Annotated in this window: 11 protein-coding genes and 1 tRNA gene; 5 read left to right on the top strand and 7 right to left on the bottom strand. The window is 68.6% G+C overall.

Translation table 11 applies throughout. The features are described from left to right. Positions 1-617: 617 nt before the first annotated feature. The gene (locus ACFSHS_RS13745) at positions 618-839 is read right to left on the bottom strand and encodes a hypothetical protein (RefSeq protein ID WP_376876916.1); all 222 of its coding nucleotides are present in this window, start codon (positions 837-839) and stop codon (positions 618-620) included. Positions 840-1311: 472 nt separating this feature from the next. Between ACFSHS_RS13745 and ACFSHS_RS13740 the strand changes: the two genes are divergently transcribed. After that, positions 1312-2136, top strand: coding sequence for a class I SAM-dependent methyltransferase (locus ACFSHS_RS13740; protein ID WP_376876913.1), 825 nt, complete (start codon positions 1312-1314; stop codon positions 2134-2136). Positions 2137-2617: 481 nt separating this feature from the next. Here ACFSHS_RS13740 and ACFSHS_RS13735 read toward each other — a convergent pair whose 3' ends face one another. After that, positions 2618-3109, bottom strand: a complete 492-nt coding sequence (locus ACFSHS_RS13735) for a cytochrome d ubiquinol oxidase subunit II (protein ID WP_376876910.1) — start codon at positions 3107-3109, stop codon at positions 2618-2620. A 19-nt stretch (positions 3110-3128) separates the two neighbouring features. Next, entirely contained in the window at positions 3129-3446 is a 318-nt protein-coding gene (locus ACFSHS_RS22575; protein ID WP_458199763.1) for a hypothetical protein, read from the bottom strand. Between ACFSHS_RS22575 and ACFSHS_RS13730 the strand changes: the two genes are divergently transcribed. Continuing rightward, positions 3403-3684, top strand: coding sequence for a WS/DGAT domain-containing protein (locus ACFSHS_RS13730; RefSeq protein ID WP_458199765.1), 282 nt, complete (start codon positions 3403-3405; stop codon positions 3682-3684). The genes ACFSHS_RS22575 and ACFSHS_RS13730 overlap by 44 nt on opposite strands. Before the next feature lie 221 nt (positions 3685-3905). Continuing rightward, positions 3906-8201 carry an nSTAND1 domain-containing NTPase gene (locus tag ACFSHS_RS13725; RefSeq protein WP_376876907.1) on the top strand — a complete coding sequence of 1432 codons (4296 nt, stop codon included), beginning with the start codon at positions 3906-3908 and terminating at the stop codon, positions 8199-8201. Between the two features lie 371 nt (positions 8202-8572). On the opposite strand, the gene ACFSHS_RS13720 is transcribed toward ACFSHS_RS13725, so the two are convergent. Next, positions 8573-8632 (bottom strand) — tRNA-Ser (locus tag ACFSHS_RS13720). 366 nt (positions 8633-8998) lie between these two features. Between ACFSHS_RS13720 and ACFSHS_RS13715 the strand changes: the two genes are divergently transcribed. Then, on the top strand, positions 8999-9826 hold the full coding sequence (locus tag ACFSHS_RS13715; protein ID WP_376876904.1) for a cell envelope integrity TolA family protein: 828 nt from the start codon (positions 8999-9001) through the stop codon (positions 9824-9826). A 318-nt stretch (positions 9827-10144) separates the two neighbouring features. On the opposite strand, the gene ACFSHS_RS13710 is transcribed toward ACFSHS_RS13715, so the two are convergent. Further along, positions 10145-10720, bottom strand: a complete 576-nt coding sequence (locus ACFSHS_RS13710) for a hypothetical protein (protein ID WP_376876901.1) — start codon at positions 10718-10720, stop codon at positions 10145-10147. Positions 10721-11073: 353 nt separating this feature from the next. Here ACFSHS_RS13710 and ACFSHS_RS13705 point away from each other — a divergent pair, with 353 nt between their 5' ends. Further along, on the top strand, positions 11074-11961 hold the full coding sequence (locus tag ACFSHS_RS13705) for an AbiV family abortive infection protein (protein ID WP_376876898.1): 888 nt from the start codon (positions 11074-11076) through the stop codon (positions 11959-11961). Between the two features lie 162 nt (positions 11962-12123). Here the strand turns inward: ACFSHS_RS13705 and ACFSHS_RS13700 are convergent, their stop codons facing one another. Both ACFSHS_RS13700 and ACFSHS_RS13695 read right to left on the bottom strand, forming a co-directional pair. Further along, positions 12124-15675, bottom strand: a complete 3552-nt coding sequence (locus ACFSHS_RS13700) for a hypothetical protein (RefSeq protein ID WP_376876895.1) — start codon at positions 15673-15675, stop codon at positions 12124-12126. A gap of 562 nt (positions 15676-16237) precedes the next feature. After that, positions 16238-16375 carry a hypothetical protein gene (locus tag ACFSHS_RS13695; RefSeq protein WP_376876892.1) on the bottom strand — a complete coding sequence of 46 codons (138 nt, stop codon included), beginning with the start codon at positions 16373-16375 and terminating at the stop codon, positions 16238-16240. Positions 16376-16443 lie beyond the last annotated feature (68 nt).

Genomic DNA, 16443 nt, shown 5'->3' with positions numbered 1-16443 from the left:
TGGCACTGCTCCACCTTTCCGTGGCTTCAGTGCCTCCATCAATCCCGGGGCGGTTCACGGTGTCAACGATCAGCCGAGACGGTGCAACCCATCAACCGAGCCCGATCCGTCAAGGATCAGCCGAAGCAGCACAGCGGATGTTGCTCCCCCGATTGGACTCGAACCAATAACCCTGCGAGAACGCGCCGAGGACGTTGGACAGCATTGGCACATGACAGAACTTGCATTCCACTGCGCGTTTGGCGTTAACGAGCGTTGACTGAATAGTGCAGATTACGGTTGATTAATCGTCGTAAATTCGTCGCGCTGGCGGCGCACGGTGCTCGTCTGCGCGACAGTCGAGATCGCGGTCCGGCTCCCCCACGGGCGTCGTCGCGTGTCTTGACCATTGAAACGTGGCTCCGCCACGGACGCTCCCCAGACGGTTGGCTCAACACGGTTGAGGCCCAGGCAGGAGGCCACACTGCCAGAGCGGCTTGAGGTGGTTCCGGGGCGTTCGCCGAGGTGCATCTCCGCAAGTCAGATGTGCATTCGGTCACCGACGAACCCCGTGGAGCGCGCCTGAACGACGCAGTCTGGCCACCACGGCTGCACCATTCTGCGACCCTGAGAGGTGGTCAGTCGGTGAAGTCGATGCTGCGGCTGCCGTCCTCCCAGGCGTCGAGAGCCGCCCGCAGTGCGTCGATCAACGCGGCCGCTGCCCGCGCCGGGTATCCGGGCTGCATTCCGTGACCGGCGCGGTGCTCCTTGCGGCGCTTGCCAGCGGTCTCGACGTAGTCGGCGATCGGCGTCTTCCGGCTGGACGAGCGACCGGCCGGCGAGGTCGGTGCGGAAGCCATCGGCCTCGACCGTCATGGCGGTGATACCGAAAGGGATGACCTCCCTGCGCAGTGACAGAGTTGGCCCCTCGATCGCCGCCTTGACCATGGAGCATGTAGCCCGACCGTTCGAATGTGCGAGGCGTACCTGGCCAACCCGGCGGGATGCACCCCTCGCCTCCCGGCGGAGGGCCGAGCAGGCGCCTCACTCGCCGAGCACTTCGATGCCTCCCCGCGCTTCGCGACAGACGTCGCCTCGGCGGGCATAGAAAGGTCTGTACGTGAGGGACCAGCGGGCGACACCATCGACCCGTAGAGGAGTACAAGGCTCCAGAGGTCCAGGCCCCCATTGAGCCAAATAGTTGAGCTGGGGCGGGGAAAGCTGGCGCCGTCCGCCGACTACTTCTTCTCTACATGAACCACTCCGGCTGAGGAGCGAGGAGGAGATGGCCATGTTTCTCGAGTCCTTCATCCGAGATGCCGGGAGTCCTCGATGACTACCGCGGTCGCCGAGCACTGGGCCAGCGGGGATGTCTACGGTCGGATCGTCACCGCGCTCCACGCGGCGGGGAAGTCACTCGACGCGCTGACCATCGAGGACCTCGCCCCGGTCGACCACTTCCACGCTCGCGGGTTACCGGCCACGATCGAGCTTGGCGACTCCCTTCCAGCGAAGGCCGGGGACCACTTGCTCGACGTCGGTTGCGGGCTCGGGGGGCCGGCTCGCTACTTCGCCCGGCGCTTCGGTTGCCGGGTCAGCGGCATCGACGTGACTGGGCCGTTCATCGACGCCGGCCGGCGGCTGACGGAGTTGCTCGGGATGGGGGCAGTGGTCGACCTGCGACAGGGGGACGGTCAGGCCCTGCCATACGGCGACGGAACGTTTGACGGCGGCTACGCCCAGCACGTCACGATGAACGTGCCGGACCGGCCCTCCTTCTTCGGTGAGGCCTGGCGGGTGATCCGACCTGGTGGATTCTTCGCGATCACGGAACACGGCCGAGGAAACGCGGGTCCGACATACCACCCGGTGCCCTGGTCGGAGGACGGCCGGGGGGAGTTCCTCGTGACGCCCGAGGAGACCGTAGAACTCCTCGGCGCAGCGGGTTTCGTCGACATCGACGTCACCGACACCGGCCAGGACGACCTGCAGAGATACCGGGCGACCCTGGCACTGGCGGAGCGTGGCGAACTGCCGGCCCTCGGCCTGCATGTGCTCATGGGGCCTGGGGCTGCTGAGAAGTGGCGCAACTCGGCCCGCAACATCGAGGAGGGCCGCACGCATCCGGTGAGGGTGATCTGCCGTAAGCCAGGATGAGGTCTGCGTCTGGGGTTGCTCGCCGGCCTGCACATCGAGTACCTGCGCGGCGACCCAACCGATCGACCGAGCGGGTCTCCGGGCCGACGGGCGGCGCTGATCGCGCACTGAAGGGCTGAGGGCCAGATGGTCCTACCCCGAGGATCTCACCGCGGGTCGGCTGCTTGCTGCCGGACGAGGAGCACGAAAGGCCAACCTGGCCCGCCAGATGTTGCGCGTTCGAGCTCGATGTCCGCGTGAGGCAGGAGGCACCTTTCGGATCAAGAAGCGTGCGGGCTGTATCCGACTCGGTCGTTGACGGGTCGACCACACGGTCCTCGTCGCCGGGGCCGGCGGTGTTGGGCGCCCTGCTCAGATGGGTGGAGCTGAGGGGACTCGAACCCCTGACCCCCACACTGCCAGGGCGGCTTGAGGGGGTTCCACGACGTTCGCATGAGTAGGTTTGCCCAGGTCAGACGGCTGCGCGGTCATCGACGAACCCTCACGAACGCCCCTGAACGCCGTCGTTAGGCCACCACGGTGGCACCACCCCCGAGAGGGCTGACGGCGCCCGCGCCGCTCCCGTACTCACCTGGGCGACGGACCTCGCTGAGGAGCCTGCTGGAACAAATACGTACAGGTACGCCAGAGCGGGCAGGAGGATCACAGCGCCGACGAGCAGCGCGATCAGCATCGCGGTGAGGGTGGCACGGCCTCGCGCGGCTTCCTCGATGGTCAGCTCGGGCACCAGCACGTAGGGGTACTGGGCGACCCCCCACCCCACAAGGATGGCGGCGACCGCCAGACCGGAGGCCAACCGCGCGGGCACGTACGCGCGGCGAGCCACCAGCACGATCCCTGCGAGCCCCGCGATCACTGAGAGGACCACCACGGGGAGCGCGCGGCCGGTGAGACCGTCGAACAGCAGCGACGCGTCGCCGCGGAGCACGAACAGACCGGCGATGCCCACCGCACCGGTGACCACCGCCCGCACGCGGAAGTGGTCGGCCAGGTCATCGGCGCCTCGGGCCGCGCGTCAGCGCAGAGGAACACACCGCCGCCAGGTAGGCGCAGACCAGCACCGCGAGCACACCTCCCAGCACCGCCGTCGGGTTCAGCCAGCTGGAGAACACGCGTCCGTAACCCGTCGACGACGACTCCCCGGTCGAGCGGCTCCGCCAGGTCAAGGCCGCCATGGACGAGGCGAAGCGGTCGGGCGAGGGGCGCACCGTGTAGCGCGCGCTCGCGGTCCTCGGGCACGTCCCCACGCCGGCCGCGCAGCGGGCGATCGACGAGTTCGCCGGACGGGCGAGCGCGGTGGTCACGAACATCGCCGGCCCCCGCCCACAGGTGTGCCTCGGCGACGTCCCCATCAGCGGATTCCTCGCCTGGGTTCCCTGCACCGGCCCCATCGGCGTCGGCCTGTCCATCTACAGCTACGCCGCGCAGCTCACCCTCGGCGTCGCCGTGGACACCGCCCTGGTGCCCGATGCGGAGGAGTTGCTCCAGGCGCTTTCTGCCGCGGTGTCCGACCTCCGACAGCTGCGCGACGGCGTCGCGGCCGGCTGAGTCCACCCGACTCGAGGTCCTCCCCCACGGCCGGGCCACTCGGTGGTGCCCACCGGGCCCGCTTCAACCTGCGACCAGACACGACTCAGGCCGCTCTCCCGAGGGAGAACGGCCTGGTCACACGGATGGAGCTGAAGTGCTCGGGCCACCGGGACTCGACCGATTGACCGTCCGTCGCAGAGTGGCAACTCTGGACGGCACCACCGGTCGGGAGAACGAGCATGGCCAAGGTCTTCGTCAGCCATTCCGGCAAGGACATCGCACTTGCCGGCGAGGTACACCGGTGGCTGATCGAGGAAGGCCACGAGGTTTTCCTGGACCAGGACTTGTACGACGGCATCCAGTTGGGCGACCAGTGGCAGGAACGTCTGCACGAGCGGCTGCGCTGGGCCGACGCCATGGTGTGCGTGCTGACGTCGAGCTATGTGGCGTCGATCTGGTGCACCGCCGAGTTGGCGATCGCCCAGTCCCGCGGCAGCTTGGTCCTACCCGTCAGAGCCGACCCAGGTGTCGACCATCCACTGGTACGCCCACTCCAGCAGGCTGACCTCACCTCGAACGCGGCCGCAGCTCGGGCGAGGCTTGCCGCGGAGCTGATGCGATTGGACGCCGCCGGCGGCACCGGCTGGCCGGATGGCCGGTCGCCGTTCCCCGGCCTGCGCGCGTTGGAGAACGACGAGCACTCCGTCTTCTTCGGCCGCAGTGACGAAGTGGCCCATCTGGTCTCATTGCTGCGCTCCCCCGCTCTACATGCCGAACGCACGGTCTTGATGGTCGTCGGGCCGTCCGGGTGCGGAAAGTCGTCGCTCGTACGTGCAGGGCTACTGCCGGTGCTAGCGGCGGACCAGGACTGGTGGACACTTCCACCGGTGCTGCCGGGTCCCGCCCCGGTTGCCGCGTTGGCCCGCGAGCTCGCCGCGGCCGCCGTCCCGCTCGGGCTCCCGTGGACGGCCACCGAAGTACGTCGTGCCCTGGACGACGGCGATCTCACGGCTCTGGCCGATGACCTGCTTCTCGCCGTGCCCGGACACCGAAGTCGCCGCCTGCTGCTCGTGGTGGATCAGTTCGAGGAGCTGCTGACTCAGACCCCCGCCGTTGAGCGAACCAGGTTCGCCCGACTGCTCCGCAGCGCCCTCACCGGCGCGATGCAGGTCGTGGGAACCCTGCGCCCGGAGTTCCTCGATCCGCTGCTGAGCAGCCCCGAGCTGGCGGGCCTGCCGACGCGCACACAAACCCTGAGGCCACTACGACGCGAAGCGCTGCGTGCGGTGATCGAGGGACCGGCCGACCGCGCCGGGATCAATATCGAAGGCGACCTGGTCACCCGGCTCGTTGCCGATACGGGCAGCGGCGAGGCGCTCCCACTGCTCGCCTACACGCTGGCCCGCCTCAGCGACGGGGTCACGCGGGGCGGTCGGATCGTGCCGTCCCGATACGACGAGCTCGGCGAGGTTCGCGGCGTCCTCGCCGGCCAGGCCGAGGCGGCATTGGGCGAAGCTGTCGTTGCTGGCGGGCGGCAGCGGGACCAAGTCGTCAAGGACCTGCTGCGGCTGGTCACCGTCGATGAGGAGGGCCGTCCCACACGTCGACGCATCCGACGGGACGATCTCCAGGATCACGAGTTGACGGAGCTTCAGCCTTTCATCGACCGACGGCTGCTCACCAGCGACACCGAGTACGTGCAGGATTCTGATCCTAGCCATGTCGTCCTCGGCATCGCGCACGAAGCCCTGCTGAGCGCGTGGTCGCCACTTGAGAGAGCGATCGTTGCCGCTTCAGACGCGCTGCGTGCCCGTCGTCGGGTGGAGGTCGCCGCCGCTGAGTGGTCCGAGAGGCGGCACGAACCGGCGCTCCTGTGGGAGCGCGGCCAGCTCGCAGCGGCGCTCGCCGACACTGGCGCGCGCCTGCGCACCGCCTCCGGGCGACATCTCACCCCACCGCCCGGGGTCGGTGACGCAGCAGACCGTCGGACGCGGCGCGCGTGGCCACGGCGGCGCAGGGAACTGGTCGCGGAGCGGGTCGAGCTGAGCGCGCAGGCGCGGGATTTCCTCCGGACAAGCCTCCGTCGCGACCGACGTCGGAGGGGGTTGACGGTCGCGATCCTCTCGGCGCTTCTGACGGTTGCCATCGTGGCGGCGATCGGCGCCGTGGTCGCTCAGCGCAATGCGGTGGCTCAGCAGCGGGAAGCGGAGGAGGGAAACCGGCTGGCCACCGCGCGCTTCCTGCTGTCCCGCGGCGATGCTCTCCTCGAGGAGGACCCGCAAACAGCGCTGCGCCTGCAGGTGGCCGCCCAACAGATCCATAGCAGCCCCGAGACCAAGTCGGCCCTCGTCAACAGCGTGCTGACGACCCCGTACGCAGGGCACCTTCGCGGCCACGCCGGAACGGTGACCGCTGTTGCGTTCACCGCCACCGGGCACACCCTGGCGACCGCGGACGACGAGGGCGCCGTGCTGCTGTGGGATCTCACGGACCCTCACGCGCCGCGCCGACTGGGTCAGCCGCTGGTCGGGCTTGCCGAGAAGGTCACCGCGGTGAACTTCTCGGCCGACGGAACCACCCTGGTCACCCTGAGCGATGACGGTACCGCGAGACTGTGGGACGTCACCGACCCGACCGAACGTGTCCCGGACGGAACATCGCTTCCGGAGCAATCGGAATCAGTGACTGCGGTGACGTTCGCCTCCGACGGGGAAACGCTGGCCGCGGCCGGTGAGGATGGCACCGTGACGCTCTGGGACGTCGGCGACGCAACGGCGCCCGCGAGTCTCGGGACGTGGCTCACCGGCCACACACACGGAGTCGAGGCCATGGCGCTTCGATCGGCGGAGATCAACCCGGCACCCTCCGGCCGAACCGTGTTGGCCACCGCGACCACGTGGGACGGGCCGAGCGGCGACACCACCGTGATGCTTTGGGACGTCACCAACCCGAAGCAGCCTCAACGGCTGACGACGTTTGTTGCCGGCTCGAACCAGATCGAGAGCAAGGACTTCCAGCTATCCCTGGCCTTCGGTCGTGGCGGAGAGGTGGTCGCGGCCACCGACGACCTCGGCAGGGTGGCCCTGTGGGACCTCGCCGACCCAGCTCAGCCGCGTCCGCTCGGACCGCCGCTCACCGGGCACCGCATGCAGGTGCACACCGCGGCCTTCACGGCCGACGGCCAGACCTTGGCCACGGTGAGCGGGGACGCCTTCATCCTGTGGGACCTCACCGACCCTGCACGGCCCACCCGTCTCGACGCCCCTCGGAACTACGAGGGACTGGGCCGCGTGACCTTCGATGCCGACGGGCAGACCCTGGTGGCGTCCGGAGCACTGGCTGGAGAAGACGGCGATGCTCTGATCTGGGAACTCATCGATCCGGCGCAGCCCCGCAGGCTGGAGGTCCTGGACGTGGGTGCGCCCACTCCGGTGCAGGTGCTGGCCCTCGCCTCCGAGGGAGGCCTGATGGTCACCGACGGGTACGACGAGACCGCGGAAAACACCCTGTCGGTCTGGGACATCACCTATGGCGGCCCGCCACGCCACCTGGCTACTGCCCTCGCCGGCGACGCCCTGACGGGGATGCGCGCGGGCGTCTTCTCGCCGCATGATCCGCTACTGGCCACCGTCGACGCCGACGGCACTGCCCTGCTATGGGATCTCACCGATCCCACAGAGCCTCGCCGCCTCCCCGCACCCCTGCCCGGCCGCTACGACTCCCAGGGACCCCAGACACTCGCTTTCGACCCCGATGCGCCAGTTCTGGCCGCGGTGGGCAGCGACCCCGGCACCGTCCTGCTGGTCGACCTTGCCGACCCAGCTCGTCCGGTGCCTCTGGAAGACCTGCATACGGGCGACACCGTCCGCCTCGCCGTACTCACCTTCGCCGACAACCAGAGCATCTTGGCCACCACCGCAGCCACCCGTGGAGTTCCGGATGCCGACAACGGTGTCCGCCTGTGGAACCTGGCCGACCCCAGCCACCCCCGTCGCCTCGGGCCGCCTTTGACCGGCCACACGTCTCAGATCGACGCTCTAGCATTCTCGCCGGACGGGCGCCTCCTAGCCAGCGCCGGGGCAACCCCACAGAGCACGGTCGACAACCAGAGAGTCCTGCTGTGGGATCTCACCGACCCGGCGAATGCCCGCCCCCTCGGAACCCCGCTGGCCGGCCATTCCTCACCTGTACAGGCGCTGGATTTCAGTCCTGACGGTCGCATTCTGGCGACCGGGGATGAGGACGGCACCGTTCTCCTGTGGGATCTCGCCGACCCGTCCAGTCCGCGTCGTCTGGGATCGCCTCTCGTCGATGCCACGGACTGGAAACACGCCGTGGTCTTCACACCAGACGGCAACATGCTGGCCACCGATGGCAACGGAGGGGAAGTCATCCTCTGGGATTTCACCCGACTCGCGTCGCTCCTGGACGACACCATGGAACGCGCCTGTTCCATCACAGACGGCGGCCTGGACCCGGACGAGTGGAGGCGCTACGTGTCGACCCTCAATTACCGCGAGACCTGTGCCACGTAGGCCGAAGGCGGACGTATACCGAAGGCAGAAGAGCAAGGGAGACCACAGGACGTCTTGGGTGCCGTCTCGTGGAGGCGAAGAAGCCCCCGAAGGAAGCGCGCGGGTATTGCCGAGGTGGCGGCCTAGGAAGCCGGTTGAGCGCTTCCACGTACAGGCTCAGCGATGTGCAGGTCGCGCGCTGAAATCTTCTAACGTCCCAAGCATCACTCGCTAGGACCTGCCCGTAAGGGATCGTCCTGGCCAGGTGGGCACGGCCGGGCTGCTCAGGGATCGGCGACCCGCTAGCCCAGCACCTTGGCGAACAACCCACGCTGGCACCAAGGACGACGAAAGCCGCCCTCCGAATCGGAGAACGGCCTGAGTCGGAAGGGTGGAGCTGAGAGGACTCGAACCCCTGACCCCCGCACTGCCAGTACGGCTGCAATGGCTCCGCGAATGGACGCGACAGGCCATAAAGGCAGGCCAGCTCGCGGCCCGGTCATTAGGGAACTGCCGTGGGCGACCACGAACGGCGGCGTTAGGCCACCACGGTGGCACCACCTTGAAGCTGCTTACCGAACGCGCCCCGCGGTCGGGGTAGGCCCACAACTCGCCCGGCTGCCCGAACTTCCGGTAGGTGAGACCCCGCACTACGCGGACGGTAGGCCTCTCGGCGAACCTGAGGATCCCGGAAGCGTTGGCGGTCGCCTCGTCGACCGCACAATCCAGGGAGCTGCGCTCCTAGGGGGTTGTCCGGGGGGACTGCTTGGAGTGCCCAGGACTGCCCCGACGGCACAGTCGTCGTCGCGGAGGTCCCGATGCCGCGCGTCCACTGGCACGATCCGCGCATGCCGTGCCCGACATGTGGTGGCGCCACCCGGACCGAGATTGCGCCGGGCTACTGGCGCTGCGACTCGACGATCACAACGGAACGGGAAGGTCCCGGGTTCCAACGCCCCGGCTCGGGGCCACCCGTCCTGTACGACACCCGCATCTGCGGGAGGACCTACCAAGATCCGTCGAGCACCTCCACGAGCCTCGGGCTGTGTGCCTGCAACACCGGAGCGATCGGGATCTGCTCCGAGTGTCAGCGGCCGGTTTGCGGCACGCATAGCGGCCTCTTCGCCGCGCGCCGACTCTGCGCCGAGCACTACGAGGTAAAGGCGGCTGCCAAGCGTACCGCCGATGCGAAAGCTGAATGGGAGCGCCAGAGGGCCGCGCGCGCGAATTGGCAAGCAGAGCAGCGAGCGAAGGAACGGCAGGCAGCCGAGGAACTCACCACCCAGGCCGAGGCACGCACCGACGTTTTCGAGGTCCTAGAGACACTTCGTGGCAGGGGATGCCCAGGCTCCGAGAGGCAGACGATCACCGGGAAGCGCAGCTGGGGCCGCACTGGCTGGCGTCGGCGTGCCTGGCTCCTCTATGTCGACCGCAGCTACGACAAGTACGACGCCAAGACAACGATCTACCGCTATTGGGTTACCGACCACCACGAGTACCTCGATAGGTGGGGCCTCGCAGTCCGCAGCATCGACATGCTCCAGCACAACTACATGGCACCCGCCGAGCTCGGCCCCTTCGGCCGCTACGACGCTCAGGAGCTGCGCTGGACCGGGATCCTCAAGACGCTGAGGTCATATCTGTAGCGGTACAGAATGAAGCACGGTGCGTTTAGTCCGCCCCCGAATAGAGATTGCAAGGACACAACCGTCGTCCGCCCACACTGCCAGGCCGTCATGATCGCGTTCGAGGCGGTCCGCCACAGTTCCATAAGCCCTGTGACCAGCGGGTAAATGCGGCCGCGGGCGGCCACGAATGTCCGCGAACGCCGCCAACTGCAACCGCCGAAGTGGACCGGCTCGCTTCTGCACACGGCCCCGACCGTCCTTACCGGCCGCCCAGCCGAGCAATAGGAGGGGGCCACTACCGATCGCCTGGACCACTGCCGAGCGACGCCGGACTGTCTACCCCTCGTCGTGCGACCGCCAGACAAACGCCGAGTGGAGGCCGGCCAGCGTCCGCCAGCCGATACACGCACCGACATCAGTAAAAGCCTCGTCCATCCGTGCGATGACCGCCTCTGCCATGTCGGCAGTCAAGTGCGCCGCTTCACTGCCCGCGTCGACGCCGTTGGCACGTAGCCGCTCACGGGCCCGCGCGTCGTCATGGACGAGATAGTTGCGCCAGGTACTCAGCCAGCGCAGCGTTTCAATTGTCTCGACGTCGAGGTCACGGGTACCCGGACCGCAGATGGCTTGGGGTGCCGCCTGCCAGCGACCCACCCAGCCGCCCGCACCTTGAGGCTCAACGTCGGCGAGGTGGTAGGCGCGGTGGATCCAGCCCTCGGCGGCTGCCTGCGCCAGCACGACCGTCTCCACGACCGCGTCGAGCTCACGGAGACGCCGCTCGCGTCGCCCCGTCTGTACGGCTTCCGTCGCACGTTGCCGCGCCTGATGGCCCGTCGCACATGCCCGGCGGTAGAGCATCGCTGCTGGGAAGAAGCCGGCCGGCACTAGCTCGATCGCACCGTCGTCAATCACTGCACCCCGCCTACCCGTGTGCGGGCCGCCCAGGCCGACCGCCCACCGTCACTGAAGAATCGCCATCCCACTTCCGCGTCGCCGGGCGAACCGACCCGCCGGGGAACTGCTGGCGCGGCAAAGTGTTCCAAGCTGGCCATGGCGGTTCGATCCCGGTCAGTCCCTCCACGCGTGACCCCAGTTCAGACCGCCTGTTAAGCAGTCTGGCGAAGCTCTGGAGGAGCCTCCGGATCGCCCGTTTGAACTCGTTCATGACCTTGCTCGCCGCTGCGTGGGTCGTGAATGGGTCAAGGGTCCGGCACTGTTGCCCTGCAACATGACACCTGGTCGTTGCTCTCGCCTAGCGTGCCGGTGTGAAGCCGAGCACTGACGGGCAGCCCGCAGCCAAGGCTGAGCAGCCGGCGAGGCGCCTCGCCAACCTCCCGCATCTGTCCCCCGAGCAGGTGGTTCGGCTGCAGGACGCCCTTCTGGCCAACGCGGACGCCTTGCTGACGTCTGCTCTGGCGGTGCTCGGGCTCGGCAACGTCGCGCTTGCCCGCTCCCTTGCCATCCTGGGGCTTGAGGAGTCAGGGAAGGCCATCGCCATACACAACCGCCGGGTCCAGATCGTCCGAGACCCCGAGGGCACGCCCTTCATCACGGATGACCTCCGTGAATTGTGGAAGGACCACCAGAAGAAGCTCGAGCTGGTTCACGACTTCCTCGTAGAGGAGGCGTACTGGTTCGGCACCGAGCCGTCAGACCCGGACGCGAACGCGGCCTACCCGGGCAAGATCAGGAAGTGGGCCGGCCGTCATGATCGGCTGAAGCAGCGGGGCTTCTACGTCGGCCTGGACAAGACGGGCGCTGCGATGACCCCCGCCCACGTCTCCGACGAAGACTCGCTCGCCGACGTGATCAGCTACGTGCATCAGATCGGCTGGCAGTTGCGCCTGGGTGAGCACATCGAGGGCAAGAAGCAGGACAAGCAGGAGGAAGGCAGCCCGCCGGCATCACCCGAGCTGCTGGAGTTGATGGAGCGGCTGAGCGCTGACCTCCCAGGGGACAGCCTTCTGACCGAGGCCCTGCGTAGCGGAACCCCCGGAAAGCCACTGAACAATGCCGCCTACCGGTTCAACACTCCAACGGCCGACCGGAACCCGTTCCGCAACGTAGGCAAGCCTGGCTACGAGGCCGAGACAAGGGAACTGCTCCGCTTGGCCGATGACCTCGACCAGGACAAAGGCCGTGAACCCACGTAGGCCTGCGAATAATCCCCGCGGGCACGAGAAGCCTCCACGCTGCTAGGGCGGCTTGAGGGGACCGAGAACCTTCGCCGAAGTACATCTGTGGAGGGTGTCCTACTCGAACGTCCAGATCTGCGCGCCGTCATTCGACGTCTCGTGGCCGACCGCTGAGTCAGGTCATGCGGTGGCGGCGGCCTGGACGGCCAACTCGAGCGTCGCTACGTAGGGGCCGACCGTGCCGTGCGTGTGCATGTCGTCGATCTCAAGGGCGAGGGTTCCGGGGCTGGCATCGGACGCCACGCCGTCGGCGATGCGTAGCAGCGGGTCGGCGACGCCGGGTAGGTCAATGATGCTAAGCAGTCCTCGGGCACGCTGGAGCTCATCACTGGCTTGCTGCCTGAGCTCGGGCTCCTGCCGCGTCCCCGAGAGCAGAGCCGCGGCCATCGCCGCCCGCGATGCCCGCACGAGTGCCCCTATCGTGTCGGCGGTCTCCGCGACGAATCGGCCGGGTCGCACGGGCAGCCCGGCCTGTTGTGCGAGCTCGTGCAGCTCGTCGACGTCGATGACCGGGAAAGGATCGCGGGCTCCGATCACGGTCGCGGTGTAGCTATACAGGACGCCCGCCTCCGCGGGGGCGGCGATGACGCGGAACGCGAGAGGGGGCGCACTTGGCGCAGCTCGCACCAGCCGCAGTAGCGCGTCGACGGCGGCGGCGTGGGCGGCCGGCGCAACCGGCAGCAGCCACCGGCGGGGCTCCGCGACCATGCCCGGCTTCGCGCCGGCACTGACGGGGCGCGCGCCATCGACGGAGGCGCCGGGGACTTCGGCGAGCGTCCGGCGGAGCAGCTCGCGCTCGTCGCGCAGCTGCCGGTCGCGAACGGCAGCTGCCGCCTCGCGAAGGGCCGCCGCCGTCAGCCGCTCCGGCGGAGGATCGATCGTGGCGCCGTCGGCGAACCCGATCAGTACGGCCGCAGCGTCGTCGAGGAAGGCGGTGAAGGTCGGGTCGAGCGGATCCGGCTCCCCCGCAAGCCGAGCAGCTCCGGTAGCTGCCGCGGCGCGGAAGTGCTCACCAGCGTCTCGCAGCTGCGAGCCGACGAGCCGCATCCGTTGACGCCTCGCGGCCGCGTCGGGGTCTGCGGCGGCTGCTGCGAACTGCTGCGCAGCCGAGGCCGCCGTATCCAATGCTTGTGCGGCGTCGTCTCCCCGCTTGCGGGGCGGCGAGCCGAGCGGCGCGAGGAGAACCGGTTCGGTCGCCGGCATGGCACCGAGCGCAGCGGCGTCGCGCTGCAGCTGCTGGCGACGTTGCTCCCATCGCCTCAAGTGTTTCCGGTCGGCGTCGCCTGGCCGCACGAGGCGTTCGACCATTGTCAGCACTACGTCGCGGGCCAGCGTGACGGCCGCGGCTTGCTGCCGCAGCCGCGCGGTCAGCGACGTGGAGGAGAGTTCGCGCTGCACCCAGTCGTTGAACCCGCGGTTCCATCGGGTCACGACCTGTGGTGGCAGGTTTTCACGCGGTATTGCCTTGTGTGGCCCGGTCCGGCCGTGGATCGGCAGGTCGGCGCCGTCGTAACGCGCCACAGTCACCTCTGCCAAGCGTGCTTCGGGCAGCAGGTCGAGCATCGTCGCCGCGAGTTCGGCGGCCCGCGCCTCGGGCGACTCCGCTCCGTCGATTGGGTGGATGAACCTGGTCCGCGCGGTCCCGCTCGCGTCGTCGAGTTGGGCGTCGATGAGCAGCGGCCATTCGTCCCGTAGGGCGTCTAGCCGGGCGGCTGGCGACGGCAGCGCCGTGAGCAGCGCGGCTCGAGCAGCGTCGTCTGCGCATGCGCGATGCGCGCTGGCGATCCATCGTGCGGCTACCCGTACGTCCCCGGTCGGGGCCGCTGCCGCGAGGCGCTCCGTGGCCGCGATCGTCCAGGCCACGCCGGTCTCCAACGCCTCGAGCAGACGGGCACCGTCTGCAGCCGTGGCCGCCGTGATCCGCCGCAGCCATTCGTCCTCATCGACCGCGGCGGCCGCTCGCTTGAACAGTGCGGGGTCGGGGGCGGGCAGTGCGGCCGCCTGCTCATGGAATGTCGCAGGGAGGATCGACAGGTCCACCCCAGCGAACCGCGCCCCAACTGCCAGCGTCAGCCATTGCCCAAGATTCATCGACAGCTGCAGTGTCCGGGCGACGCGCACGCACGCGCGTGCATGTTCGGCCACATCGGCCAGCCGCGCAGCTTCCAGCCATTGCGCCGACTCCGCGCCCGCCGAGGCGACCCGACGTGTCACGGCGTCCGCCATCGCCATAGGGTCGCCTGCTTCTCGGACGATGACTGGCAGCCGGGCTGCGACCGCTGCAGCCGTGGCGTCGTCCACGATTGCTGCGAGTGTGTCCGCGATGCGCGGCGGGGGGCGTTCGTGCAAGAGCGAGCGCAGCTGTGCCGAGCGCAGCTCGTGCAGTCCCGTCCAGACGCCGGCCTTGGATTCGACGATCAGATGCTCCCGGTTCAGCCGATTCAGCGCTGCCGCGAGATTCGGACCGCCGCCCCGCCGCAGGAGCGTGTCGGGATCCACATCCAGGCCGACGCTATGTGCCGTCGTCACATAGCGCGCCACCGCCAGCTCCGTCGCCCGCGAAGGATCCTCAAGTCCGGCCGCCTGCTCCGCCAGCACCGACGTCAGCCGACGCCCCGCCACCACCAGATGCAGGAACTCCATCAAGAGACCGCGGGCTTGGCCCCATGCCTCGTCGACTGCCATCACCGGATGGACTCCGCGCTCGCGCAGAAGCTGCTCGATGTCCTTCGCGGCCTGCCGCGTCAGGGTGGGGCGTACGAGGACCGCTCGCCGCAGCGCGTCGGCAACGGCGAAGTCCTCCTCGCGCGCCGCTCCGACGATGTAGACCCCTGGCATTTCGAGCAACGCTTCCGCGGCCTTGCGCCACCCTGCACGGCTGGCCCGGCCGATGTTGTCCACACAGACCAGGAGCGGATACGACTTCGAGGGGCGCTGCTGATCGATTGCCGCGACGAGCAGATCTGCGTCCACCTCCGCAAGTGCATGCACTCGCCAGACACGCATCCGCTGCGCATGCTCTGCCGCGGCCCGCCACAGCAGCGCGGACTTCCCGGCACCGCTCGGCCCCAGGATCAGCGCCAGGCGATCACTTGTCAGCCCGTCCGCGATCGCCTCCAACTCGCCTTGTCGCGCAACGTCAAGCCCGGCCGCGATGTGCTCAGGCCGAACGTCGACACCGCCGAGGAAAGCCTCCACGGACAGCGCAGATTTCGACCGGAAAGACAACGGCGCGGCAACGCGACGCAGCCGATCGATCGGCACTGCGGCCGTCGCGACCGTCCGCGTGGCAGCGTCCACGAACACGTCCAGCTCGCCCAGCGTGAGCGTCGCCGGCCGCTCCGCTGGCCGGCTCGCTTGCTCCGCGGACGCGTCCGCCGCCACCACTAGGCACCGGTCGAGGGCGAGTTGAGCCACCGCTGGATCAATGCTGCGAAAATCAGCTAGATCCATGGCTGCTGCCGTGAGGTCGGCCGCATCGCTGACCAAGCGAACTCTTCGCAGGAGCGCCGCTATCTCAGCCTCGCCCACGCCGTCCACCACTGAGGCGATGTTCGTCACCACATCCGGGGCCGGCTCCAGGTGCTCATCCCACCCCGTAGCCACAAGACCGCCACCGAACCCGCCGTTGGTGACCAGGCACCCCGTGGCGTCGGGATCGTCGCGGAGCATCGGCGCGACATGAGCCAGGAAGTCGGCGAGGTCTCCCGGTCCCAGGAACGCGTCCGCCGAGGCTTGTTCCTCGCCTGCACATACTGTCGCCCCGCGCCCGGGGTGGGGACCGTGTCGACGTCCTCCAGCCCCTCCGGTGTTAGAGCAGTTGCCGGGAACGCTCCTTGCGCCGCCCGAACCAGAAGCGTCGCGGTTAACCGCAGCTGGTACCTAACCCCCGCGACGTTTCGCGCACCCGCACGGCGCGAGACCCATAGCTCCTGCGACGGCTTCTTGAGTACCAGCCGCTGCCGCGTCAGCTTCCGTGACCGTGACCCCTTCTTCACGCACCGACGCTATCCGTCGAGACCAACCCGCGTGGCCCGTCCGCTGCCGCGCCAGAACCCGCGCCCAGGGGGGACCTTGTCCAACGCCTCCCGCCGCACGCGAAGTTGCCACCAAGTTCTCAACTACTGCAGAAGACTCAAGATCACGAGGCATCACAGACCCGTGAATAGGTGAGTTGCAGGCGCGCGTCAGCGCGGGGCGGGCGAAGCCCGTCCTCCAGTGCTTCTGCAGTTGGTCAGGCGGCCGAGTCGAGGACCACGGTGTGGCCGAGGCGCTCGAGTTGGGCGACCAGTCGGCGGGTGTGCGCCTCGTCGTTCCGCCGCCGCAGCCAGTCGGCGCCGAGGTCGGAGTAGGGCTCGTCGCGGGTGAGCATGAACCACAGACCCGTGAATAGGTGAGTTGCAGGCGCGCGTCAGCGCGGGGCGGGCGAAGCCCGTCCTC

The sequence above is a fragment of the Blastococcus deserti genome, from assembly GCF_042682525.1.
GTDB lineage: Bacteria > Actinomycetota > Actinomycetes > Mycobacteriales > Geodermatophilaceae > Blastococcus_B > Blastococcus_B deserti.
Note: the sequence above shows the minus strand (reverse complement) of the source record. Positions and strands in the feature narration are given on the sequence as shown.